Raw genomic sequence first — 22,504 nt, forward strand, 5'->3', positions numbered from 1 at the left:
GCAGAAGCGGAACCTGGCTACCAACCTTGCCGCTCCTGCGCTGTCCACAACCAGCGGAAGTGAACAATGACAACGCTAAACGACGACAACCGGCGAGCGTCAACGGGGGTCACCCGAACGCGCTGCGCCTCCTGCAAACGATTCGCCAAACTCCTGCCTGGCGAGACCCAGTGCGCTCCCTGCTTGGGAATGCTGCCGCTGGACCTCCGTGTAAAGCGGGGTGATCGGTGATGTCGGCAGGCTTCGCGGTAGTGGCCCTCGCTGGGCTGGGGCTCGGTGTGTGGTTGCTGCACAAGATCGGCCGCGCCCTAGCGTCCGTGGTCGAAGGTCTGGCTGCGGCGGCCGTGGTGTTCGTAGCCCTGTGGTGGCTGTGCAAGGCCGTCGTGTGGATGCTCGCGCAGGTCGTAACCCGGTGGCGGACGAGTCTCGTCGTGGTCGCGGTCTACGCCTGGTGTGAGCTGTTCGGCTGGCTCTCCCTCGCACTGACCCTGGGCGGTGTCGCTGCGGTTCTGCTGACGTGGTGGGCGATCGACGCGGTCTCGTTCGACCAGTGGTGCTGGCGGTTCCTGCGCTCGTGGTGGGCTCGGTGGGCGCTCTATGGCCGGAAGCTGCCGGAGTGGCTGCACGCTTGCGGCTTGTCAGTGCGGGATGAGGCGCTGCCGGTGGTGGTGAACGTGAACCTGGTCGGTCGTCGACGCGCGCTGTCTCGGTCGACGTCGAACCGGGCGAACGCGCGGATGCCGAAGGTGCTCGGCGTTCGGTCCGGTGCCTCGTGGGATGAGGTGCGCGTGGAGCTGGTGGCCGGGCAGAAGCCGGAGGACTTCGACGACGCCGCCCGTGCCTTGGCCGTGGCGCGGAAGGTCGCTCGCTGCCAGGTCCGCGAGCTGGCCCCCAACGTGGTCTCGATCGACTTCCAGCGGCGTGACCTCCTCGCCGGAGGTGTGGCCGGCCCAGAGGTTCCGGTCGGCGTCGACTCGACGGGGGTGGACCTGCGCAACGTCTGGGCCGGTCGGACCGAGTACGGCCGTGACTGGCGGGTGCCGCTGCTGGGCTCGGGTGCGCACTGCCTGACCGCCGGTGCCTCAGGCGCGGGCAAGAACAGCGTGATGTGGTGCCCACTGGTCGCTGCTGCTCCGGCGATCCGGGCCGGGGTGGTGCGCATGTCCGGGATCGACCCCAAGGGCATGGAACTGGCCTACGGGCGCGGCATCTTCTCCCGCTACGCGGTCGGCGGCAAGGACGCCATCGAGCTGCTTGACGGCCTGGTGGAGGAGATGGAATCCCGCAAGCGCGCGTTCGCCGGTCGGTTGCGGACGATTCCGGTGTCGACGGAGTATCCGTTGGAGCTGCTGGAGTTCGACGAGATCGGTGCGCTCACGAAGTACACCGACCGTAAGACCCGTGAGGCCATTGTGGAACGCGTCGCGCTGCTGACCACCCAAGGGCGGGCGCTGGGGGTCTCGGTCCGTGGCTACGTGCAGGAGCCGACCAAGGACACCGTGCCGGTGCGGGAGCTGTTCACCCGGCGGGTGTGCCTGCGAGTGACGTCCAAGACGCACGTCGGGATGGTGCTCGGTGACGGGGCGTACGAGCGCGGGGCGTGGGCGAACCGGATCGGCGACTCGGAGGCCGGTGTGGGCTATGTCTGGGGTGAGGGCATCCGCGAGCCGCTGCGCGTCCGTGCTGGGTGGGTCTCTGACAGCACCGTGAAGGCGATGGAGCAGTACGTCACCAACGGAGGTGTCGCGGATCTGCGACACGGCGGTGAGGGGGTGGCCGCGTGAACCGGCTGATGATCTTCCTCGACGCGATCCGCGATCACCTGGACTCGTATCAGCTGCCGCCGGTCGCGACGGTCGACATTAACGCCTGGTCGAGCCCGATCAAGGTCCAGCTCGATGCGGATGGCCTGTCCGAGGTGTCGCGGGCACTGCTGGTCTGGGCGCATACGCTCGACGACGTCTCGGCCCAGTTGTGGCGGCTGCGGGACGGGAGGTGGGTGCACCTGTCGATCACCGGTCGGACACCCTGCGGCATCCCGGTCCGCGTCTTCGGCGTGGTTTCGTTCGAGCCGAGCACGTTCCCCGACCTCCCGGCCGGGGCGAAGCAGGACATGCCCGTCTATCTGCTGCGTGGCTGGTCGACACCCGGGGAGGTGGCAGCCTGATGAGCGAGACACGCGCGGAACGGATGCGGACCCCGCTGGCAGCTGACGTGATCCGGGCGACGGCGGAGAAGCACGGCGTCTGCGTCCGGCCGTTCACGATGGAGGTCGGCGACACCACGACCGGCGAACTGCGCTACGTGCCGGTCCCGTGCGGGTCCACGGTGGAGTCGGTGTGTCTGCCGTGTGCGCGGAAGGCGAAGGCGCTGCGGCAGGCCCAGTGCCGCGAGGGCTGGCACCTGACCGAAGAGCCTGTCCTCACCGCCGAGCCGCCGTCGGAGGATTACAAGGAGCTGCTGACCTACCGCGCTGATCTGGTGGCGGCGTACCGGGACGTGATCGAGCACGACCAGGCGGAGGCGGAGGAGTTGCGGGATGAGGTCGCCGGGGTCGATGCGGAACTTCGGCAACTCGGGATGCGGGGCCGGCTGCCCGCCCTCGACGTCCCGGCCAAGCGGGCGATGAAGCGGTCGACGAAGCGGAGGCAGGATGCTCCGAACCTGCCTCGCCGGAAGGTCGCGAAGACGACGGTTGGGCGGGAGTACGCCGGACGTTTCCGGCCGTCGATGTTCGTGACCCTGACCTGCGACACCTACGGGCCGGTCCGTGGTGACGGCTCGCCGGTCGACCCGTCCCGGTATGACTACCGGCGGGCGGCCCGGGACGCGGTGCACTTCTCCGCGCTGGTGGACCGGTGGTGGCAGAACCTGCGCCGGGTCGTCGGCTGGGACGCGCAGTACTTCGCCACGGTCGAGCCGCAGCGTCGGGCCGCTCCACACCTGCACGCCGCGATCCGGGGCTCAGTGCCGCACGACGTGATTCGCCAGGTCACCGAAGCCACCTATCACCAGGTCTGGTGGCCCGCGCATGACGAGATCGTCTACGCCGATCGCCTGCCGGTCTGGGACGGCCCTGACACCGGCTTCGTTGATCCGGAGACGCGCGAGCCGCTGACTCGCTGGGACGACGCGGTCGAGGCAGTCGAGGATCCGGCGCACGTCGTCACCTTCGGACGGCAAGTCCACTCGAAGGGCATCCTTGGCGGCACCGAAGAGGCCGGCCGCCACATCGGCTACCTGACCAAGTACCTCACCAAGTCCACCGGTGAGGTGGTCGAGGCAGACAGCGCGGCCCAGGCCGATCACCACGACCGACTCCACGCCGAGCTGTCGGTCACGCCGTGCTCGCCGCGCTGCGCGGTCTGGCTGCTCTACGGCATCCAACCCAAGGGCGTCACGGGCAAGACCACCCCGGGGCACTGCAAGGGACGGGCTCACCGCCGGACCACGCTCGGCCTGCCCGGCCGCCGTGTCCTGGTCTCGCGGAAGTGGTCGGGCAAGACGCTCGTGGACCACAAGGCCGACCGGCGGGCCTTCGTGCTCCAGGCGCTCGCGGCGGTCGGGATCGAGAAGCCGGAGGTCGACCGGTCACAGCAGGTGTGGCGGAAGGTCGAGCCCGGAGACCCGCAGGTCCCGCCCCGGCCACACCTGGTCATGCGCGCCATCGCGGAGCGGATCACGTGGAAGGCCGAGTACGACCGGGCGCTACTGGCAGCGGAGAGACCTCCAGAAACTTCGGCAACTGGACTCGCGGCCTGATCAAAAGGGGGAGCACATGAACAACGTCAGCAAGATCGATCGGCTCTGGACCGTCGAGGACGTCTCCGACTACCTCGGCGTCCCGGTGAAGACGCTCTACCAGTGGAAATGGCGCGGGGAGGGCCCGCCGGTGAAGAAGATCGGCCGGCACCTGCGCTATGACCCGGCCAAGCTGCGCGCCTGGGTCGACGCGGAGGCGGCCTGATGGGGCACATTCAAGACCGCTGGTTTCGCCCCGCGCGGGATGCGGTGACCGGAAAGGTCATCCTCAACGCGCGGGGCAAGCCCGTCATGGAACGGACCGAGCTGTACGGCATCGGGCTGCGGTACAAGGTCCGCTACCTCGACCCGGACAACAACGAACGCTCGAAGTCGTTCGCGGACAAGCAGAAGAAGCGCGCTGAGGACTTCCTCATCGGCGTCGAGTCCGACAAGCGCGAAGACAAGTACATCGATCCGCGGGCCTCGATGACGACGTTCCGCCAGCAGGCGGAGAGCTGGTTGAAGAGCCAGTCTCCGGATCCGGGCACACGGTCGACCATCCTCAGTCGGCTCGAAAGCCAGATCTACCCGGTCTTCGAGACCAAGAAGGTCGGGCAGATCAAGCCGTCGACTATTCGTGACTGGGTCGGCTCGATGGAAGAGCGCAAGCTCTCGGACAACTACCAGGCGGTCTTGTTCAACACCGTCTCCGGCGTGATGGATTCGGCCGTGGACGACCGCCGGATTCGTGAGAACCCGTGCCACGCGAAGACCGTGCGGCGACCGGTCGCGAGTAGCCCGCCGATCGTCGTTTGGCCGGAGGAACGTGTTCAAGCCGTGCGGTCGGGGCTGGCGGAGCGGTTCAAGATCGCGGTTCCGCTCGGTGCCGGTTTCGGTCTGCGGCAGGGTGAGATTCTGGGCTTCTCGCCGGACGACGTCGACCGGACCGCGATGACCGTGCGGATTCGACGACAGATCAAGACGGTCAGGGGCGTGATGATGTTCGCGCTCCCCAAACGGGGCAAGGAGCGGACCATCCCGCTGTCGGCCGCCATGCTGGCCGAGATCGACGACCACGAGGACCGGTTCCCGTCCGTGGCCGTCACGCTGCCCTGGCAGAGCGCTGACGGTGACCCGGTGACGGCACGGCTGCTGATGACGGCGGAAGGGGGCCGGCTGTACTCCGGGGACCTGTTCACCAAGGTCGTCTGGCACGGAGCGTTCCGGGCAGCCGGGATCAAGTACCGAGGTCGCGCGGACGGGATGCATGCGCTCCGTCACTTCTACGCGTCGACGCTCTTGGCCCGTGCGGTGTCGATTACGGAGCTGGCCGACTATCTTGGCCATGCGGACCCGGGCTTCACGCTCCGGACGTACACGCACCTCGTGCCGTCGAGCCACCAGCGGGCGCGGGAAGCGGTCGACGCGGTGTTCGGACGGCCTGCCCTCGATGACGGCCTGGAGGCGGCCTGATCATGAAACCGTGTCCCCGCCGACGCGAAAGCCGCCCGGTCGCACAGCCCCACGAAGGGCAAGCGACCGGGCGGCTTTCCGTTACACCACAACTACTTCAGCTCGGCGGAAGTCTTCCCGAGGATCCGGCGGGCGACGATCAACTGCTGAATCTGTTGCGTACCCTCGAAAATGTCCAGAATCTTCGCGTCCCGCGCCCACTTCTCCAGCAATGACTCCTCGCCGTACGCTCCGGTCAGCTCGACGCACTTCAGCGCGATCTCCACCACCGACCGGCCCGCCTTGGCCTTCGCCATCGACGCCTGCAACGAGTTCGGCTTGCGGTTGTCCGCCATCCACGCCGATTCCAGCGTCAGCAGGTACGCCGACTCGTAATCCGCTTCCAGGCGCAGGAATTCCGCTGCCGCCGCGTGCTGGGTGTTCGCCGGGCGGTCGTAGTCGATCTCGATTCCCGCTTCGGAAAGGATGCGGCGTGTCTCGTCCAGTGCCGCGCGGGCCACGCCGATCGCCATGGCCGCCACCAGGGGGCGCGTGTTGTCGAACGTCTGCATGACGCCCGCGAAGCCCTTTTTCGTGTCGATCTCCGGTGACCCCAGGAGGTTCTCCTTGGGGACGCGGCAGTTCTCGAAGCGCAGCACCGCCGTGTCCGAAGCGCGGATGCCGAGCTTGTGCTCGACGCGCACCACCTCGAAGCCCGGCGTGCCCTTCTCCACCACGAACGACTTGATCGCCGCGCGACCCTTCGACTTGTCCAGCGTCGCCCACACGACCACCGCGTCCGCGCGCTCGCCCGACGTCACGAAGATCTTCTCGCCGTTCAGCACGTAGTGGTCGCCGTCGAGGCGGGCCGTCGCCGTGATGGCCGCCGAGTCCGAGCCGCACGACGGCTCGGTGATCGCCATCGCCGCCCACATGCCGGAGAAGCGCTCCAGCTGCTCGTCGGTCGCCACCGAGCTGATCGCCGCGTTGCCGAGGCCCTGGCGCGGCATCGACAGCAGCAGCCCGACGTCACCCCAGCACATCTCGATCGTGCCGAGCACCACGTTCAGGTTGGCGCCGTTGCGGTTGCCCTTCTCCTCCTTGCCGGAGTCCGAGCGCCGCACGCCCGCCGCGCCCGCGCCGCCCTCGCCGGACGAGTTGAGCCCGTCCAGCAGCGCCGCAAACATGTCCAGCTCGGCCGGGTACGTGTGCTCCGCGCGGTCGTACTTGCGCGAGATCGGCCGGAACACCTCGGCCGCGGCCTGGTACGCCTGGTTGATCAGCGCGCCGGCCTTCTTGGGGACTTCCAGGTTAATCATCGTTAACGCCTTTCCGAGGCCTAGAGAAGGACGGCGCCTTCCATGACGCCGATGGCGCGCAGGTCGCGGTACCAGCGCTCGACCGGGTGCTCCTTGACGAAGCCGTGCCCGCCGAGCAGCTGCACGCCCGCGCTGCCGATCTGCATGCCCTTGTCCGTGGCCAGCTTCCGGGCCAGCGCGACCTCCCGCGCGTACGGCTTGCCCTGCTCGGCCCGCGCCGCCGCGCGCAGTGTCACCAGCCGCAGGCCCTCCAGCTCGATCGCGATGTCCGCGACCGAGAACGCGACCGCCTGGCGGTGGCTGATCGGCTCGCCGAACGCGGTCCGCTCGTTGACGTAGGGCACGACGTAGTCGAGGACGGCCTTCGCGGTGCCGGCCGCCAGCGCCGCCCAGCCCAGCCGCGACAGCCGCACGACCTCGGTGAAGACGTCCGCTTTCCCGCCGCCGAGCAACGCGCCCGCGGGCAGCGCCACCTTCTCCAGGTGCAGCTTGCCGGTCGCCGCGCCGCGCAGGCCCATCGCCGGCTCGGCCTCGATGGAGACCCCGGCGTTCGACGACTCGACGAGGAACAGCGCCGGCCCGCGGCCCTCGAGGTCGGCCGACACGATGAACAGCTCGGCCTGCGCCGCGCGCGGGACCAGCGACTTCACGCCGTCGAGCTGGTAACCCTTCGGCGTGCGACGCGCCTTCGTGGCGGGTTTGAACGGGTCGTAGAGCGCCTTCTGTTCCTGCAGCGCCAGCGCCGCTGCGGGCACGTTCTCGCCGACGAACGCGGGCAGGTAGTCGGCCTGCTGCTGCTCGTCACCCCAGCTGACCAGCGCGGTGCTCACCGCGGACGGCGCCAGCACGGCCACGGCCAGGCCGAGGTCGCCGTGCGCGAGCGCTTCCGCGACGAGCGCGTTGGTGACCACCGAACGCTCGGTGCCGACGCCGCCGAGCTCTTCGGGGATGCCGACCAGGCTGATGCCCAGCTCGGCGGCCCTGGCCAGCAGTCCTTCGGGTGCGGCGAGCTTGGCGTCGGCGTCCGCCGCGGCGGGCCGCAGCTGCTCGGCGGCGAACTCGGTGACCGTTTCGACGATGAGCTGCTGGTCCTCGGTCGGCGTGAGGTCGAACAGCCCGGTGTCGGGGCTCGGCGCGAGCCGGGCGGGCTTGCCCAGCTTCTGCACCGACTTGAACGACCGGGTCGCCGCGCCGGCGACGCGGAAGCCGTTGCGGGTCCCCGCGGTGACCAGGCCCTCGATGGGCTTGCGCAGCCCCGCCCGGTCGACGACCTTGCTCCCGGCCAGCCGGGTCAGCGCGGAAAGGCCCCAGCCCATCGCGTCCCGTTTCCTTGGCGCAGCCATGTGGCCCTCCATCCCGTTACCTACTCGCCAGTAGGTTAACGTGCGGGACGGCGTCGCGCCAGTGTGGGGTCAGTTACGAGTGAGCTGGGCCGAGATCTCTCACAGTTCGCGGGCGGCGCCGGGATCGGTCCGGCGTCGCTCGAGCCGGGGCCGGCCACCCGACCGGCCGCCGGGGCCGATGTAGGCGTCACCCGGGATGTCTCCGGTCGCGGCGAACAGGATCGGCAGCGCGCCGTACTCCGCCTTCTTCTGCGCGATGACCGGGTAAAGCGCTTTCAGCGCGAAGGCCCGGACGCCGCTGTAGTGCCGGTCGAGCCCGGTGCGCGCGACGCCGGGATGGGCGGCGACGGCGAGCACGTCGCGACCGGCCTCGGTGAGACGCCGCTGGAGCTCCTCGGTGAACAGCAGGTTCGCCAGCTTCGACTGGCCGTACGCCCGCGCCGGCGAGTAGCGGCGGCGTTCCCAGTTCAGGTCGTCGAGCCGGAGCTTCCCCAGCCGGGCGAGGTTCGACGAGACCGTGACGACCCGGCCGGTGACGTGCGGCAGCAGCAGGTTCGTCAGCAGGAACGGGCCGAAGTGGTTGACCGCCATGTGGGTTTCGAAGCCGTCCCGCGTCCTGCCGTACGGCACGGCCATGACACCGGCGTTGTTGATCAGGACGTCGAGGCCGCCGGACCAGCCGGCGGCGAACTCGCGCACCGAGGCGAGATCGGCGAGGTCGAGCCGCCGGACTTCGGTGTCGCCCGGCGGCGGGGTGACGCGGGCGGGGTCGCGCACGGCGAGGACGACGCGAGCGCCGGTGGCGGCCAGCTCGCGGGCGGTGATGGCGCCGAGGCCGCCGCCGGCCCCGGTGATGAGGTAGGTGGTCATGCGCTCAGCGTCGCCGGGTCGCCGGCGACGTGGCAGAGCGCGCCGATCGGGGGATCGCCGATCCCTGGCTCCGGCTGGCGCGGCCCCGATAATCGAGGACGTGGACCGCGCCGAGCTCGCCGACTTCCTCCGCCGCCGTCGCGAGGCCCTGCGCCCGGAGGACGTCGGCCTGCCGGCCGGGCAGCGCCGTCGCACGGCCGGGCTGCGCCGCGAGGAGGTCGCGACGCTGGCGGACATGTCCGCCGACTACTACACGCGGCTGGAGCAGCGACGCGGACCGCGGCCGTCGGAGCAGATGCTCGCCGCGATCGCGCGCGGGCTGCGGCTGAGCCTGGACGAGCGCGACCACCTGTTCCGGCTGGCCGGCCACACCGCGCCGACCCGCGTTTCGCGCGCCGACCACGTCAGCCCGGCGCTGATGCGCGTCCTCGACCGGTTGCACGACACTCCGGCGCAGGTGATGTCCCATCTCGGCGAAACGCTCGTGCAGAACCCACCGGCCCGGGCGCTGCTCGGGAACGAAACCGGCCACACCGGGCCCGCGCGCAGTGCCGCCTACCGCTGGTTCACCGACCCGGCGGAGCGCCTGCTGTATCCGCCGGCGGATCGCGCGCGGCACGGCCGGTTCCTGGTGGCGAGCCTGCGCGCGGCTTCGGGCCGGGACACGCGAGCCACGGAGCTGGCGCGGCTGCTGGCGGTGGAAAGCGCGGAGTTCGCCGAGCTGTGGGCGGCGCACGAAGTCGCGGTGCCGTTCGAGCGCCGCAAGACCATCGTGCACCCGTCGTTCGGCGAGATCGCGCTCGACTGCCAGCTGCTCCACACCGACGACCTCGCGCAGGTGCTGCTGGTGTTCACCGCCACGCCCGGCACCGAAGACGCCGAGAAGCTGCAGCTGCTGTCCGTCGTCGGGCCGGAGCTGTCATGAGTGCCGGGCGTGCACCTCACGACGCCACGCGGCGAACCGGAGCCGTTCGAACGTGATGAGGCCCAGCACCACCGCGGCCACGATCAGCAGCAGCACGGCGGCGGGCACGTGCTCCAGCAGCGGCGTCGCCGCGAGCAGCAGCACGCCGAGCACCAGGCGCTGGTGGTTCCAGCTGCCGAGGTTGCGCTTGCGCAGGGAGCTGAGCGCGACGAGGTAGAGCGCGAGGCCGCCGGTCAGCGTCCAGATCGGCACGCCGTGCACGGCTTCGGCGGCCGTGTGGTGCTCGGTGTCGGCGATGTAGAGGAACGCCTTCTTCAACCCGAGCGCGACGAGCACGATCCCGGCGATCAGCGGCAGGTGCAGGAACGTGTAGGAGTCGGTGGCGAGCTTGGCGCGCTCGACCCCGGTCGCCTGGGTGAGCCGGTGTTCCGACACGCGCGCGACGACGTCGAAGTACGTCCACCACATGCCCGCGGCCAGCGCCAGCCCGCACACGGCCGCGCCCGCGACCAGCCACGACATCGGCAGCGCGCCGATCCCGATGCCGATCGCGACGATCGACTCGCCGAGCGCGATGATCACGATCAGCCCGAACCGCTCGGCGAAGTGCGCGGGCGCGTTCAGCCGCCAGCCCTCCGGACCGGTGAGGTAGACGTTGAGGTAGTCGGCCAGCAGCGCGACGCCCCACAGCGCCAGCTGCCACGGCCCGCTCAGCGACGACGCGACGCCGAGCAGCACGACACTGGGCAGCAACCCGGCGAACATCCGCAGCAGCACCCGGCGCAAGCCCGGATCGTGCCGCGCGGCACCGAGGTACGCGACGAGGTGCAGCAACCGCACGAGCGCGTAGCAGACGACGAACAACACGGGCGCGAAGAGCCCGCCCGGATGGTCGACGAAGGCTTCGGGAATGGTCAGCGACACGAGGAACATCACGGCCATCGCGCCGAACATGGCCAGCCGCGCGATGCCGTGGTCGACGTGGATGGTGTTCCCGAGCCAGGCGTAACTGCACCAGCACCACCAGAGGACGGCGAGCATGGCCAGCCCCTGCCCGACGCCGAGGAGGCTCAGGTGGTCGGCCATCAGCTGGGTGGTCTGGGTGATGGCGTAGACGAAGACCAGGTCGAAGAACAGCTCGATGGTCGAGACGCGGTGGTCCTCTTCCGCGCTCACCAGGTGCAGGCGTCTCGTGGGCACGCCGAATTATGGACGAAGGCGCTTCCGGCGGCCCCGGATTCGCCGTCACGCCCTGCGCGAACATGGCCGAGCGTGCATGGGTCTGGGACAATGGGAGCCGGGACGTGGGGAGGTGTCGTCGTGCATCCGCATCCGGCCGCGCACCACAAGACGATCATGGCGGTGGACATCGCCGGCTACAACGATCCTAAGCGGACCATGGTGCACCTGCGCGAGGTCCACGACGGTCTCTGGTCCGTCCTCAAGAGCACGTTCGCCGAAACGGGAATCCCGTGGGACGCCTGCTTCGTCGAAAACACCGGAGACGGCGCGATGATCCTGCTGCCGCCCGAAGTCGCGAAGGCGGATCTCGCCGCGCACCTGCCGGAGCGCTTGCACGCCGAACTGCGCCGGTACAACGCCGTGCACTCCGAAGGCGCGCGGATCCAGCTGCGGGTGGCGCTGAACGCCGGTGAAGTCCAGCAGGCGGGGCACGGTTCGGTCAGCAAGGCCATCAGCTTCACGTTCCGCGTTCTCGATGCCCCGGCGGCGAAGGCCGCGCAGAAAGCCACCGGAGCCGACTTGGTGCTCCTGGCGTCCGACACGTTCTACACCGACGTGGTGGCCGAGGACCCGGCCGCGGCGCCCGGCGAATACGCGCGGATTCCCGTGTCCGTCAAGGAAACCAGGACGGTCGCGTGGCTGCGCCTGATGGGTGGTCCGGACGTCCGCCGCCCGGCGTCCCGCGAGCCGGCCGATTTCACCGAACTCGTCGAAGCACTCATGGACGTCCCGTGGGTGCGTAACGGCGACAGCCGGCGGCTGGTGCTGGAAATGCTGCCCCGGCGGGAAATCGCCGCGCAGGTCGCTTACCACCCGCAGGACCGGCTGCACGTGATCGCCTTGGCGAAGACGTGTCTCCGCTTCGACGGCGGCCTGCGGTGCCTGCTCGACGCGGTGCGGACGATCGACCCCGATTCCCCGGAGGTCACGCGGCTGGCCGAGCTGGTCGACCGGTGGCCGGAGGAGCGCTGACCTGGGCTCAGGAAACGCCGAGCACGGTGTGCAGCAACGTCGTCAGCTCCGCCTCGAAGTGCGGGCGGCTCGCGACCCGGCGGGTGCGGGCCAGGTCGTTGGCGATGGTCAGCGCCGCGTGGACGGTGATCTTCGCTTCGCGCGGGGGCAGCTCCGGACGTACCGCCGACAGCAGCGTCACCCACTGGGCGACGTAGTCACGCTGGACGCGCAGCAAGTCCGCCTTGTCGCGGTCCGGCATCGTCACGCGGTCCGCCGAGAACGAGACCAGCAGCTCCGGCGTGTGCAGGATCGTGTGCACGTACGACGCCGCCAGGCGGCGCAGGCCGTCCGTTTCGTCCGACGTCTGCAGGGCCCGCTCGGCCGCCAGCGCCAGCCGGTCCGCCGCGCGATGGCCGATCGCCACCATCAGGGCCGCCTTGCTCGGGAAGTGGCGGTAGACGCTCGGGCCCGCGATGCCCGCCGCCGCGCCGATGTCCTCCATGCTCACGTCGTGGAAGCCGCGCTGGGCGAACAGCCGCGTCGCCGCCGCCAGCACCTGTTCGCGGCGGGACGGCGTGCCCAGGCCCGCGACCGGCTCCGGCGGCACGTCCGGCGGCGTCGGGAGTGTGGTGTCGAGCACATCGAGGGCCAGGTCGACCAGCAGTTGCGCGAACCGGCGGCGCGCCACCGACGTGTGGTGGACCGACACGCTGCCGAACACCGACAGCGCCGCCCAGCACAGCAGCTCGGCGTCCTCGGCCGCCAGTTCCGGCCGCCGCGCCAGCAGTGCCTTCGACCACGCCGTCAGCGCCAGCGCCGAACGGCGGGCGATCTCCCGCTGGTCCTCCTTCGGCAGGTGCCGTCCTTCCCAGCGCCACAGCGCGGCTATTTCCCGGCGCTCGACGGCCTGGGTCGCGAGCAGCCCCAGCAGCTGTTCCAGCTGGTCAGCGGGCGGAACCGCGTCCGACAGCGCCTCCGCGGTCGCCGCCTCCAAGTCTTCGAAGCCGCTCAGGACGACGTACGCCAGGATCGCCTGCTTGTCCGCGAAGTGCCGGTACAGCGCCGGCCCGGTGACGCCCGCCGCGTCCGCGATGTCTTTGATGCCGACGCCCGGGAAGCCGCGCGCGCGGAACAGCTCCGCCGCCACCGCGGCCAGCTGGGCCTTGCGGTCGCGGGGGCGCGTGGCGCGCTCGACGTCGGTCATGGTGAGTGAACGATAGCGGCTAACGGCACACCCGCAACCCATTGACACCATGGGGTTATCCGGCGATATGTTAATGGGCATTAGCCCTACTGGCCGGTATCATCGGTCACGGTACGACGACGTCCGACACGCTCGCGAGGAGTTGTTCAGTGAGTAGCGAGGCCTACATCTACGAGGCGATCCGCACGCCTCGCGGCAAGAACAAGGGCGGTGCCCTGCACGGCACCAAGCCGGTCGACCTGGTGGTCGGCCTGATCGAAGAGCTGAAGGTCCGCCACCCGAACCTCGACCCGCAGGCGATCGACGACATCGTGCTCGGCGTCGTCTCCCCGGTCGGCGAGCAGGGCGCGGTCATCGCGCGCACCGCCGCGCTGAACGCGGGCCTGCCCGAGACCGTCGCCGGCGTGCAGCTCAACCGCTTCTGCGCGTCCGGCCTGGAGGCCACCAACACCGCCGCGCAGAAGATCCGCTCCGGCTGGGACAACCTGGTCATCGCCGGCGGCGTCGAGTCGATGTCGCGCGTGCCGATGGGCTCCGACGGCGGCGCGCTGTTCATGGACCCGGCCACCGCGTACGACAACTACATCGTCCCGCAGGGCATCGGCGCCGACCTGATCGCGACCATCGAGGGCTTCTCCCGCGAGGACGTCGACCGCTGGGCGGTCCGCTCGCAGGAGCGCGCCGAGGCGGCGTGGTCCGGCGGCTACTTCGCGAAGTCGGTCGTGCCGGTGAAGGACATCAACGGCGTCACGATCCTCGACCACGACGAGCACCGCCGTCCCGGCACCACCGTCGAGGGCCTGGCCAAGCTGAAGCCCGCCTTCACCACGATCGGCGACATGGGCGGCTTCGACGCCGTCGCGCTGCAGAAGTACCACTCGGTCGAGAAGATCAACCACGTCCACACCGGCGGCAACTCCTCCGGCATCGTCGACGGCGCCGCGCTCGTGCTCGTCGGCTCGGAGCAGGTCGGCAAGACCTTCGGGCTGACCCCGCGCGCCCGGATCGTGGCCACCGCGACCATCGGCTCCGAGCCGACGATCATGCTCACCGGCCCCACCCCGGCCACCGAGAAGGTGCTGAAGACCGCGGGCCTCGGTCCCGAGGACATCGACCTGTGGGAGCTCAACGAGGCGTTCGCGTCCGTCGTGCTCAAGTGGATCAAGGACCTGCACCTCGACGAGGAGAAGGTCAACGTCAACGGCGGCGCGATCGCCATGGGCCACCCGCTCGGCGCCACCGGCGCGATGCTGGTCGGCACGGTCGTCGACGAGCTGGAACGCCGCCAGGCGCGCCGCGCGCTGGTGACCCTGTGCATCGGCGGCGGCATGGGCGTCGCGACCATCATCGAGCGGGTGTGAGGAAACCAATGGCCGAGAGCAAGACCATCCGCTGGGAGCAGGACTCCGACGGGATCGTCACCCTGACCCTCGACGACCCGAAGCAGTCGGCGAACACGATGAACGCCGACTTCCGCGAGTCGCTCGGCGTCGTCGTCGACCGTCTCGAGGCGGAGAAGGACGACATCACCGGTGTCGTCATCACGTCCGCGAAGAAGACGTTCTTCGCCGGCGGCGACCTGAACGACCTCATCCAGGCGAAGCCCGAGCACGCGGTCGAGCTGACCGAGGGCAGCGCACTGATGAAGGGCCAGATGCGCCGCATCGAGCAGCTCGGCAAGCCGGTCGTCGCGGCGATCAACGGCGCCGCGCTCGGCGGCGGCCTCGAGATCGCGCTGGCGACGCACCACCGCATCGCCGCGGACGTCAAGGGCAGCCAGATCGGCCTGCCCGAGGTGACGCTCGGCCTGCTGCCCGGCGGCGGCGGCGTCGTGCGCACTGTCCGGTTGCTGGGCATCCAGAGCGCGCTGCTGAACGTCCTGCTGCAGGGCCAGCGCCACCGCCCGCGCAAGGCCCTGGAGCTGGGCCTGGTGCACGAGGTCGTCGACACCGTCGAGGAGCTGATCCCGGCCGCGAAGGCGTGGATCAAGGCCAACCCCGAGGGCGGCGTGCAGCCGTGGGACGTCAAGGGCTACAAGATCCCGGGCGGCACCCCGTCGAACCCGAGCTTCGCGGCCAACCTGCCGGCGTTCCCGGCGAACCTGCGCAAGCAGATCAAGGGCGCGAACATGCCGGCGCCGCGGGCGATCCTGGCCGCGGCGATCGAGGGCGCGCAGGTCGACTTCGACACCGCGCTGCAGATCGAGACGCGCTACTTCATCCACCTGGCCACCGGCCAGGTCGCGAAGAACATGACGAAGGCGTTCTTCTTCGACCTGCAGACCATCAATTCGGGTGGTTCCCGGCCGGACGGCTTCGAGAAGTACACCGCGAAGAAGGTCGGCGTGATCGGCGCCGGGATGATGGGCGCCGCGATCGCCTACGTCTCGGCGAAGGCGGGCATCGACGTCGTCCTCAAGGACGTCACGCTCGAAGCGGCCGAGAAGGGCAAGGGCTACGCGGAGAAGCTGGAACAGAAGGCCCTCTCGCGCGGCAAGACCACGCAGGAGAAGTCGGACGCGCTGCTGGCGAAGATCAAGCCGACCGACAAGGCGGAGGACTTCGCCGGCGTCGACTTCGTGATCGAGGCCGTGTTCGAGAGCGTCGAGCTCAAGCACAAGGTGTTCCAGGAGATCGAGAGCGTCGTCAACCCGGACGCGGTGCTCGGCTCGAACACCTCGACCCTGCCGATCACCACGCTCGCCGAGGGCGTGCAGCGGACCGAGGACTTCATCGGGATCCACTTCTTCTCGCCGGTGGACAAGATGCCGCTGGTCGAGATCATCTGCGGCGAGAAGACGTCCCCGGCGACGCTGGCCAAGGTCTTCGACTACACGCTGCAGATCAAGAAGACCCCGATCGTCGTCAACGACAGCCGCGGCTTCTTCACCTCCCGCGTGATCGGCACGTTCATCAACGAGGCCGTCGCCGCGCTGAGCGAGGGTGTCGAGCCGGCGTCGATCGAGCAGGCGGGCGCGCAGGCCGGCTACCCGGCGCCGCCGCTGCAGCTGATGGACGAGCTGACGCTGACGCTGCCGCGCAAGATCCGCCAGGAGTCCCGCGAGGCGATCGAGGCCGCGGGCGGCACGTGGAAGGCGCACGCGTCCGAGGCCGTCATCGACCGGATGGTCGAGGAGTTCGACCGCAAGGGCCGCTCGTCCGGTGCGGGCTTCTACGACTACGACGAGAACGGCAAGCGCGTCGGCCTGTGGCCGGGGCTGCGTGACGCGTTCAAGTCCGGCTCGGCGGAGGTGCCGTTCGAGGACCTCAAGGAGCGGATGCTGTTCGCCGAGGCACTCGAGACGGTGAAGTGCTTCGACGAGGGCGTGCTGCGCTCGGTGGCGGACGCCAACATCGGCTCGATCTTCGGCATCGGCTTCCCGGCGTGGACCGGCGGCGTCATCCAGTACATCAACCAGTACGAGGGTGGCCTGCAGGGCTTCGTCGACCGCGCCCGCGAGCTCGCGGCCCGGTACGGCGACCACTTCGAGCCGCCGCAGTCGCTCGTGGAGAAGGCCGCCAAGGGTGAGATTTACGAATAAGGCCCACTGACTGAAGGGGCCTCCCCAGCCGGGGAGGCCCCTTCAGCGCGTTTCGGACCGGAAGCTGTGGCCGAGTTCTGCGCCCAGGCCGAAGTAGTGGCGGAAGTTGTAGATCAGCGGCTGCCACACCGACGGGTCGACGTGCTCGGTGCCGGGCACGACCAGCTCCGGAGCCGCGTGCACCGCGAGCACCCGCGCTTCGACGATCGAAAACATTCCGGAGATGTCCGATTGCACGCTCGCCGCCCGCGCCTCCAGCTGCAACGGACACTCCGCGACACGCGGCGGCCGCACCTGCCGCGACGGCTCCGGCGTCAGCCCCGCGGCTTCGAACTTCGCGCGTTCGTGCCGGAACTGCGGCTTGCTCGCCGGGACGGGATCGCGGCCGGTCAGCGGCGCCAGCCGTTCCACCGCCTCCCACTGGTGCGGACCGGGCAGGTTGATGACGACGTCGGGACGCGCGCGGAGGTTGTGCGCGGTCTGGCCGTCGGCCCCGACACCGAGCACGACCGTCCAGCCGAGCGCCCACGCCGAGGACATCGGGGCCAGGTTCGGGCTGCCGTCGTCGTTCTCGGTGCTCAGCAGCACGACAGGGGTGCCGAAGTACAGGATGCGCGGCTTGATCTCCATGGCCGCGAAGGTAGGCACCGGAGCCTTCGGCAGGCGGCGAAGCGTCTGTCCGGAAAGCTGTCCACCCGGAGTTCGCCGAGACGCCACCACGGCCGGTTAATCTCCGGCTCATGCGCCGTCCCGTCACGGTGGCACTGGCCGCCGTCCTGCTCGCTTCCGGGTTGACAACGATGTCGGCCGCCGCCGTCCCGAGTCCCGCCGACTTCGTCGATCCGCTGATCGGGTCGGCCGGGGACGGCAACACCTATCCGGGCGCGACCGCGCCGTTCGGCATGCTCGCTTGGAGCCCGACCAGCACTCGCGGCGACCAGACGTCGACGGGAGCCGCCAACGGCTACCAGTACGACACGACCCGGCTCCGCGGCTTCAGCCTCACCCACGTCAACGGCGCGGGCTGCAACCCGGGCGCGGCGGGCGACGTCCCGATCCTGCCCTTCGCCGGCGACGTGACGTCTTCGCCGACCGCCGACACCACCGACGCGGTGTACGCGAGCAACTTCAGCCACGCCGACGAAGCCGCGACGCCCGGCCGCTACCGCCTGGGCCTGGCCGACGGGGTGACGACCGACTTCGCCGCGTCCGAACGCACCGTGATCGGCACCATCGGCTTCCCGGCGGGCAAACCGGCGAGCCTGCTCTTCCGGACGTCCAACTCCCTCAACGGCAGCGAGGACGCCGAAACGCACCTCGATCCGGCGCACCGGAAGGTCACCGGGTCGGTGCTGACCGGAGCGTTCTGCGGCCGCCGCGCGAACGGCGGGATCAACAACCGCAAGTCCTACTACCGCCTGTACTTCACCGCGCGGTTCGACCAGCCGGTCACGGGCACCGGCACCTGGCGGGACGCGACCCTCCAGCCCGGCGGCACCGACCAGACCGGCGGCGAGGGATACGCGACCGGCAAAGACCGCGCCGGACGCGGCTCCGGCGGGTACGTCACCTTCGCGCCCGGCAGCAAGGTGACGGTGCGGATCGCGATCTCCTACGTCTCGCTCGAAGGGGCGGAAATCAACCTGCGCGCCGAGCAATCGGACACCGCCAGTGTGGACAGCATCGCGGCGCGGACCAAACGCGCGTGGAACACCGAGCTGAACCGCGTGCAGGTGACCGGCGGGACGACCGCGCAGCGGACCGTCTTCACCACCGCGCTCTACCACAGCCTGCAGCAGCCGAACCTCGTCAGCGACGTTAACGGCCGTTATCTCGGGATGGACCGGAGAGTCCACCGCGTCGAACCGGGGCAGGACGCGCAGTATTCGAACTTCTCAGGCTGGGACCAGTACCGCGCGCAGGTGCAGCTGCTCGCGTTGCTGGAGCCGCGGGTCGCCGGGAACTTCGCGCAGTCGCTCTACAACTACGCGAAGCAGAACGACGGAGTCTGGGATCGCTGGGTGCACGTCAACGGCGCGACGCACGTCATGACCGGCGACCCTTCGGCGGCGACACTCGCGACGTTCTACGCGATGGGCGTGCGCAACTTCGACTACCGCGGCGCGTTCGACTCGCTGTACCGGCAGGCGACCGTGCCGCGGCCGGAGGGACTGCAGGACGCCGGCTGCCCCGGCCAGTGCGTCGGCCAGCGGCCGAACCTCGCGCAGTACCTGACGTCGCACTACGCGCCGAACGACGTCTGCCACTGCTGGGGTGGCGCCGCGGAGACGCTGGAAGACTCCGTCGCCGACTTCGCAATCGGACATTTCGCAGAGTTGCTGGGCCGCACTCGCGAAGCTGCAGAGCTGCGCGCGCGGGGCGCGTACTGGCGCAACGTCTTCAATCCCGGGACCGGCTACATGCAAGCCCGGAATGCCGACGGCAGCTGGGTGACACCGTTCGACCCGGCGAGCGACCGCGGGTTCGCGCAGGGCAGCGCGGCGGCCTACACCTGGATGGTTCCACAGGACGTCGCCGGCCTGGCCGACGCGATGGGCGGCAAGGCGGCCGCCGTCACCCGGCTCGACGGCTTCTTCCACGACAGCGCCGGGAACTGGCAACTGCGCGGCGGCGGCCCGCTCAAGTACGACCCGACGAACGAGCCCGACATCCACGCGCCCTGGCTGTACAACGAGCTGGGACAGCCGTGGAAGACGCAGGAGACCGTGCGGCAGCTGGTGAACTCCGTCTACACGACGGGGCCGTCCGGCCTTCCCGGCAACGACGACCTCGGCACCATGTCTGCCTGGTACGTCTTCGCCGCGCTCGGCATCTACCCGCGCACACCCGGATCGGGTGAACTCCTGCTGTCGAGCCCGCTGTTCTCGAGCGCCGTGATCCGGCCCTCGGCGGGCGCGCCGATCCGGATCACGACCTCGGGCAGCGGGAAGTACGTCCAGGACGTCCGCCGGAACGGCCGCCCGCAGACGGGCTGGAAGCTCGACGCGGGGTTCCTGCGCGGCGGCCGGCTGGATGTCCGATTGTCGGAAACGCCCACGTCGTGGGGCAGTTAGCTCTCGAGCGCAAGATGCGGGAGACGGCGGTCCAGCCATTCCGGCAGCCACCACGCCCGCGCTCCCAGCAGGCGCATGATCGCCGGGACGAGCAGGCAGCGGATCACCAGCGCGTCCAGCAGCACCGCGACCGCCAGGCCGAGCCCGAACTGCGCGAGCATCCGCGACGGATCGAGCAGGAACGCGCCGAACACGAGCACCATGATCGCGGCCGCCGCGGTGATCACCCCGCCGGTCGCGGCGAGGCCTTCGCGCACCGCGAGGCGCGCGTCGCCGGTGCGGCGCCATTCCTCGTGCATCCGCGACACGAGGAACACCTCGTAGTCCATCGACAGCCCGAACACGATCGCGAAGATCATCACCGGCACGAACGCCTCGATCGGGCCGGGCTGCGCGCCGAACCAGCCGTCGCCGAACACCAGTGTCATCACGCCGAGCGAGGCGCCGATGCTCAGCAGGTTCAGCACCGCGGCCTTGAGCGGGACGAGGATCGACCGGAACACGACCATGAGCAGCAGCGCGGACAGCCCGACGACGACCAGCACGAACAACGGCAGCCGGTCGGCGACGGCGTCGGCGAAGTCCGTCGCGGCCGCGACCGGCCCGCCGACGAGGTAGTGGCCGGGCAGCGTCGGCAGGACGTCGGTGCGCAGGCGCGTCACCAGCTCGGCGGTCGCCGCGTCCTGCGGAGACGTCGTCGGGAACGCGAGGACGACCGGACCCGTCGACGGCAGTACTCGGGCGATCCCCGGCGTCGACGCGAGCTTCTGCTGCAGCGCGATGCCGTCGCCGTCCTCGGTGACGATCGCCAGCGGCCCGCTGAATCCTGGCCCGAAGCCTTCGGCCAGCAGGTCGTACGCCTGTCGCGTTGTCGATCCTGCGGGGTCGGTGCTCGCGTCGGCGAACCCGAGCCGCATGCCCGCGGCCGGAATGGACAGTCCGAGCAGCACGAGCAGCCCGATCGCCAGGGGTGCCGCGGGACGGCGCTGCACACCGTCCGCGAGCCGGCGCCACACCCTGCCGTGGTCACGCTTGGCGGCGTGACGGCGGATCCCGCGTTCCAGCCGCTTGCCGAACAACGACAGCAGCGCGGGCAGGAGCGTGACGGACGCGAGCATCGTCATCAGGACGGTCAGCGCGACCGACAACGCGACCCCGCGCAGCCCGCCGAGACCGAGCGCGAGCAGGCCCAGCAGCGCGATGATCACGGTCGTCCCGGCGAACAGCACCGAGCGGCCCGCGGTGTCGAGCGCCCGCCGCGCGGCGGTGTCCCGGTCGTGGCCGGCGAGGATCTCCGCCCGGTAGCGGGAGAAGATCAGTAGCGCGTAGTCGACGCCGACACCGAACCCGACCAGCATCATCAGCGGCGACGTGTAACTCGCTATGTCGACGAAGTGGGAGACGAGCGTGATCACGCCCAGCGTGCTGCCGACCGCGAACACCGCGGTGATGACCGGCAGCCCGGCCGCGAGCAGCGAGCGGAACAGGAACACGAGAATGACGAGCGCGGCGAGCAGCCCGACCCCCTCCGCGGGACCGCCGCTTTTCGAGATTCGCTCGATCGGGTCGCCGGCCAAAGCTACCTCGACCGGACCGGCCTGCTTTGCGGTGTCGGCGAACTTCACGATGTCGTCGTAGGGCAGGTCGGTCGAGGCAGCGTCGAACGTGACGGTGGCGTAGCCGATGCGCCCGTCGGGCGAGAGCGTCTCGAACGGTCCCGTCACCGAGCGCACGTGCGGCTGCAATCGGACATTTCCCAGAGTGTTTTCGATCTGCGCGCGGTGTGCGGCGAGCCCGTTGTCGGCCTTGAGCACGATCTGCGCGCTCCCACCGGACCGCGCGGTCTTCTCCAGCATGTCGACGACCTGCTGCGACTCCGTGCCGGGCAGCGAGTTGTCGTCGTGGAACGCGCTCCCGGCGAGGCGGGAAGTGAACGTGACGCCGAGCAGAACCAGCGCCCAGAGTGCGACGGCGAGCCACCGGTGGCGCTGCGCCCAGCCGGCCACGCGCGCCAGGCTTCCCCCGGTGGGGCGAGTGATGGTGTCCATGGTGGACAAGGATTCGCCGCGTGGGCCCTGCTCCGCGTCGCGCGGCGGAGGACACTTCGCCTGCTCCCGGCGGTGTCCCTTAGGGCGTTTCCCGTACTCCCGCGGGTGTAGGGGTTAGGGGTTCAGCCAGCGCGGCGTCACCGCGCCGGACTCGTAGGCGAGGACGACCAGCTGCGCCCGGTCGCGCACGCCCGTCTTGGTCATGATGCGGCTGACGTGCGTCTTCGCCGTCGCCGGGCTGAGCGTCAGCTGGCGGGCGATCTCGTCGTTCGACAGTCCCGCGGCGACCAGGGACAGCACTTCGCGCTCGCGCTCGGTGAGCCGGTCCAGAGCCGGCGCCGGCGCCGGACGCGTGACGCGCGCGGCGAACTCCGAGATCAGCCGCCGCGTGATCGACGGCGCCAGCAGCGCGTCGCCGCGGGCGACCACGCGCACGGCGTGGATCAGCTCTTCGGGCTCGGTGTCCTTGACCAAGAACCCGCTCGCGCCCGCGCGCAGGGCGCCGTAGACGTCCTCGTCGAGGTCGAACGTCGTGAGGATGACGACCTTGGTGCCCGCCAGCGCCGGGTCTTCGAGCACGTGACGGGTGGCGGCGAGGCCGTCGAGCACCGGCATCCGGATGTCCATCAGCACGACGTCCGGACGGTGCTCGTGCGCGACCCGGAGGGCTTCGCGCCCATCGGCGGCTTCGGCCACCACGGTGATGTCGTCCTCGCCGTCCAAAATAGACCGGAAGCCGGCGCGGACCAGCCGCTGGTCGTCGACGAGCAGGACCCGGATCATCGGCC

General features: G+C 70.1%; 18 protein-coding genes. 10 read left to right on the forward strand and 8 right to left on the reverse strand.

The features are described from left to right. Positions 1-230: 230 nt before the first annotated feature. Genes BT341_RS13025 through BT341_RS13045 form a run of 5 tightly spaced genes read left to right on the forward strand, consistent with a single transcriptional unit; the run spans position 231 to position 5,217 of the window. Complete coding sequence (locus BT341_RS13025) at positions 231-1,784, forward strand: FtsK/SpoIIIE domain-containing protein (RefSeq protein WP_072476546.1); 1,554 nt, start codon at positions 231-233, stop codon at positions 1,782-1,784. Continuing rightward, positions 1,781-2,167: a hypothetical protein gene (locus BT341_RS13030; RefSeq protein WP_072476547.1), complete on the forward strand. Its 387-nt coding sequence runs from the start codon at positions 1,781-1,783 to the stop codon at positions 2,165-2,167. The genes BT341_RS13025 and BT341_RS13030 overlap by 4 nt, the downstream gene beginning before the upstream one ends. After that, positions 2,167-3,762, forward strand: coding sequence for a replication initiator (locus BT341_RS13035; protein ID WP_072476548.1), 1,596 nt, complete (start codon positions 2,167-2,169; stop codon positions 3,760-3,762). Before BT341_RS13030 ends, BT341_RS13035 begins: the two co-directional genes overlap by 1 nt. Positions 3,763-3,778: 16 nt before the next feature. Then, on the forward strand, positions 3,779-3,967 hold the full coding sequence (locus tag BT341_RS13040; protein ID WP_072476549.1) for a helix-turn-helix transcriptional regulator: 189 nt from the start codon (positions 3,779-3,781) through the stop codon (positions 3,965-3,967). Beyond that, positions 3,967-5,217: a tyrosine-type recombinase/integrase gene (locus BT341_RS13045; RefSeq protein ID WP_072476550.1), complete on the forward strand. Its 1,251-nt coding sequence runs from the start codon at positions 3,967-3,969 to the stop codon at positions 5,215-5,217. Before BT341_RS13040 ends, BT341_RS13045 begins: the two co-directional genes overlap by 1 nt. Before the next feature lie 92 nt (positions 5,218-5,309). Here the strand turns inward: BT341_RS13045 and BT341_RS13050 are convergent, their stop codons facing one another. The 3 genes from BT341_RS13050 to BT341_RS13060 all read right to left on the reverse strand — a co-directional run bounded on the left by BT341_RS13050 (position 5,310) and on the right by BT341_RS13060 (position 8,728). Then, on the reverse strand, positions 5,310-6,515 hold the full coding sequence (locus BT341_RS13050) for an acyl-CoA dehydrogenase family protein (RefSeq protein WP_072476551.1): 1,206 nt from the start codon (positions 6,513-6,515) through the stop codon (positions 5,310-5,312). Between the two features lie 20 nt (positions 6,516-6,535). Then, a complete protein-coding gene (locus BT341_RS13055) occupies positions 6,536-7,831 on the reverse strand; it encodes an acyl-CoA dehydrogenase family protein (protein WP_072476552.1) in 1,296 nt (431 codons plus the stop codon). Positions 7,832-7,957: 126 nt separating this feature from the next. Beyond that, positions 7,958-8,728 carry an SDR family NAD(P)-dependent oxidoreductase gene (locus BT341_RS13060; protein WP_072476553.1) on the reverse strand — a complete coding sequence of 257 codons (771 nt, stop codon included), beginning with the start codon at positions 8,726-8,728 and terminating at the stop codon, positions 7,958-7,960. Positions 8,729-8,828: 100 nt separating this feature from the next. Between BT341_RS13060 and BT341_RS13065 the strand changes: the two genes are divergently transcribed. Continuing rightward, a complete protein-coding gene (locus BT341_RS13065; protein WP_072476554.1) occupies positions 8,829-9,653 on the forward strand; it encodes a helix-turn-helix transcriptional regulator in 825 nt (274 codons plus the stop codon). On the opposite strand, the gene BT341_RS13070 is transcribed toward BT341_RS13065, so the two are convergent. Further along, entirely contained in the window at positions 9,648-10,853 is a 1,206-nt protein-coding gene (locus BT341_RS13070) for a low temperature requirement protein A (RefSeq protein WP_072476555.1), read from the reverse strand. The genes BT341_RS13065 and BT341_RS13070 overlap by 6 nt on opposite strands. Before the next feature lie 120 nt (positions 10,854-10,973). On the opposite strand from BT341_RS13070, the gene BT341_RS13075 reads away from it, so the two are divergent. Further along, positions 10,974-11,867, forward strand: a complete 894-nt coding sequence (locus BT341_RS13075; protein ID WP_072476556.1) for an effector-associated domain 2-containing protein — start codon at positions 10,974-10,976, stop codon at positions 11,865-11,867. Between the two features lie 7 nt (positions 11,868-11,874). On the opposite strand, the gene BT341_RS13080 is transcribed toward BT341_RS13075, so the two are convergent. Next, complete coding sequence (locus tag BT341_RS13080) at positions 11,875-13,053, reverse strand: TetR/AcrR family transcriptional regulator (RefSeq protein WP_072476557.1); 1,179 nt, start codon at positions 13,051-13,053, stop codon at positions 11,875-11,877. 149 nt (positions 13,054-13,202) lie between these two features. Between BT341_RS13080 and BT341_RS13085 the strand changes: the two genes are divergently transcribed. After that, positions 13,203-14,414, forward strand: coding sequence for an acetyl-CoA C-acetyltransferase (locus BT341_RS13085; protein ID WP_072476558.1), 1,212 nt, complete (start codon positions 13,203-13,205; stop codon positions 14,412-14,414). Positions 14,415-14,422: 8 nt separating this feature from the next. Continuing rightward, positions 14,423-16,594, forward strand: coding sequence for a 3-hydroxyacyl-CoA dehydrogenase NAD-binding domain-containing protein (locus BT341_RS13090; protein WP_072476559.1), 2,172 nt, complete (start codon positions 14,423-14,425; stop codon positions 16,592-16,594). Positions 16,595-16,636: 42 nt separating this feature from the next. Here the strand turns inward: BT341_RS13090 and BT341_RS13095 are convergent, their stop codons facing one another. Continuing rightward, positions 16,637-17,224 (reverse strand): flavin reductase family protein, encoded by a 588-nt coding sequence (locus BT341_RS13095; protein WP_072476560.1) that lies wholly within the window; start codon positions 17,222-17,224, stop codon positions 16,637-16,639. A gap of 110 nt (positions 17,225-17,334) precedes the next feature. Here BT341_RS13095 and BT341_RS13100 point away from each other — a divergent pair, with 110 nt between their 5' ends. Further along, positions 17,335-19,668, forward strand: a complete 2,334-nt coding sequence (locus BT341_RS13100) for a GH92 family glycosyl hydrolase (protein ID WP_072476561.1) — start codon at positions 17,335-17,337, stop codon at positions 19,666-19,668. On the opposite strand, the gene BT341_RS13105 is transcribed toward BT341_RS13100, so the two are convergent. Together BT341_RS13105 and BT341_RS13110 are read right to left on the reverse strand one after the other, a co-directional pair. Beyond that, on the reverse strand, positions 19,665-21,716 hold the full coding sequence (locus BT341_RS13105) for an MMPL family transporter (RefSeq protein ID WP_072476562.1): 2,052 nt from the start codon (positions 21,714-21,716) through the stop codon (positions 19,665-19,667). The two genes, BT341_RS13100 and BT341_RS13105, sit on opposite strands and share 4 nt — an antisense overlap. 114 nt (positions 21,717-21,830) lie before the next feature. Continuing rightward, a complete protein-coding gene (locus BT341_RS13110) occupies positions 21,831-22,499 on the reverse strand; it encodes a response regulator (protein ID WP_072476563.1) in 669 nt (222 codons plus the stop codon). Positions 22,500-22,504 lie beyond the last annotated feature (5 nt).

The sequence above is a fragment of the Amycolatopsis australiensis genome, from assembly GCF_900119165.1.
GTDB lineage: Bacteria > Actinomycetota > Actinomycetes > Mycobacteriales > Pseudonocardiaceae > Amycolatopsis > Amycolatopsis australiensis.

Bases quoted from the DNA above. Each gene is read 5' to 3' on its own strand.
- BT341_RS13025 (WP_072476546.1), top strand. From the start codon at position 231: ATGTCGGCAGGCTTCGCGGTAGTGGCCCTCGCTGGGCTGGGGCTCGGT.
- BT341_RS13035 (WP_072476548.1), top strand. From the start codon at position 2,167: ATGAGCGAGACACGCGCGGAACGGATGCGGACCCCGCTGGCAGCTGAC.
- BT341_RS13040 (WP_072476549.1), top strand. From the start codon at position 3,779: ATGAACAACGTCAGCAAGATCGATCGGCTCTGGACCGTCGAGGACGTC.
- BT341_RS13045 (WP_072476550.1), top strand. From the start codon at position 3,967: ATGGGGCACATTCAAGACCGCTGGTTTCGCCCCGCGCGGGATGCGGTG.
- BT341_RS13050 (WP_072476551.1), bottom strand. From the start codon at position 6,515: ATGATTAACCTGGAAGTCCCCAAGAAGGCCGGCGCGCTGATCAACCAG.
- BT341_RS13055 (WP_072476552.1), bottom strand. From the start codon at position 7,831: ATGGGCTGGGGCCTTTCCGCGCTGACCCGGCTGGCCGGGAGCAAGGTC.
- BT341_RS13060 (WP_072476553.1), bottom strand. From the start codon at position 8,728: ATGACCACCTACCTCATCACCGGGGCCGGCGGCGGCCTCGGCGCCATC.
- BT341_RS13080 (WP_072476557.1), bottom strand. From the start codon at position 13,053: ATGACCGACGTCGAGCGCGCCACGCGCCCCCGCGACCGCAAGGCCCAG.
- BT341_RS13090 (WP_072476559.1), top strand. From the start codon at position 14,423: ATGGCCGAGAGCAAGACCATCCGCTGGGAGCAGGACTCCGACGGGATC.
- BT341_RS13095 (WP_072476560.1), bottom strand. From the start codon at position 17,224: ATGGAGATCAAGCCGCGCATCCTGTACTTCGGCACCCCTGTCGTGCTG.
- BT341_RS13100 (WP_072476561.1), top strand. From the start codon at position 17,335: ATGCGCCGTCCCGTCACGGTGGCACTGGCCGCCGTCCTGCTCGCTTCC.
- BT341_RS13105 (WP_072476562.1), bottom strand. From the start codon at position 21,716: ATGGACACCATCACTCGCCCCACCGGGGGAAGCCTGGCGCGCGTGGCC.
- BT341_RS13110 (WP_072476563.1), bottom strand. From the start codon at position 22,499: ATGATCCGGGTCCTGCTCGTCGACGACCAGCGGCTGGTCCGCGCCGGC.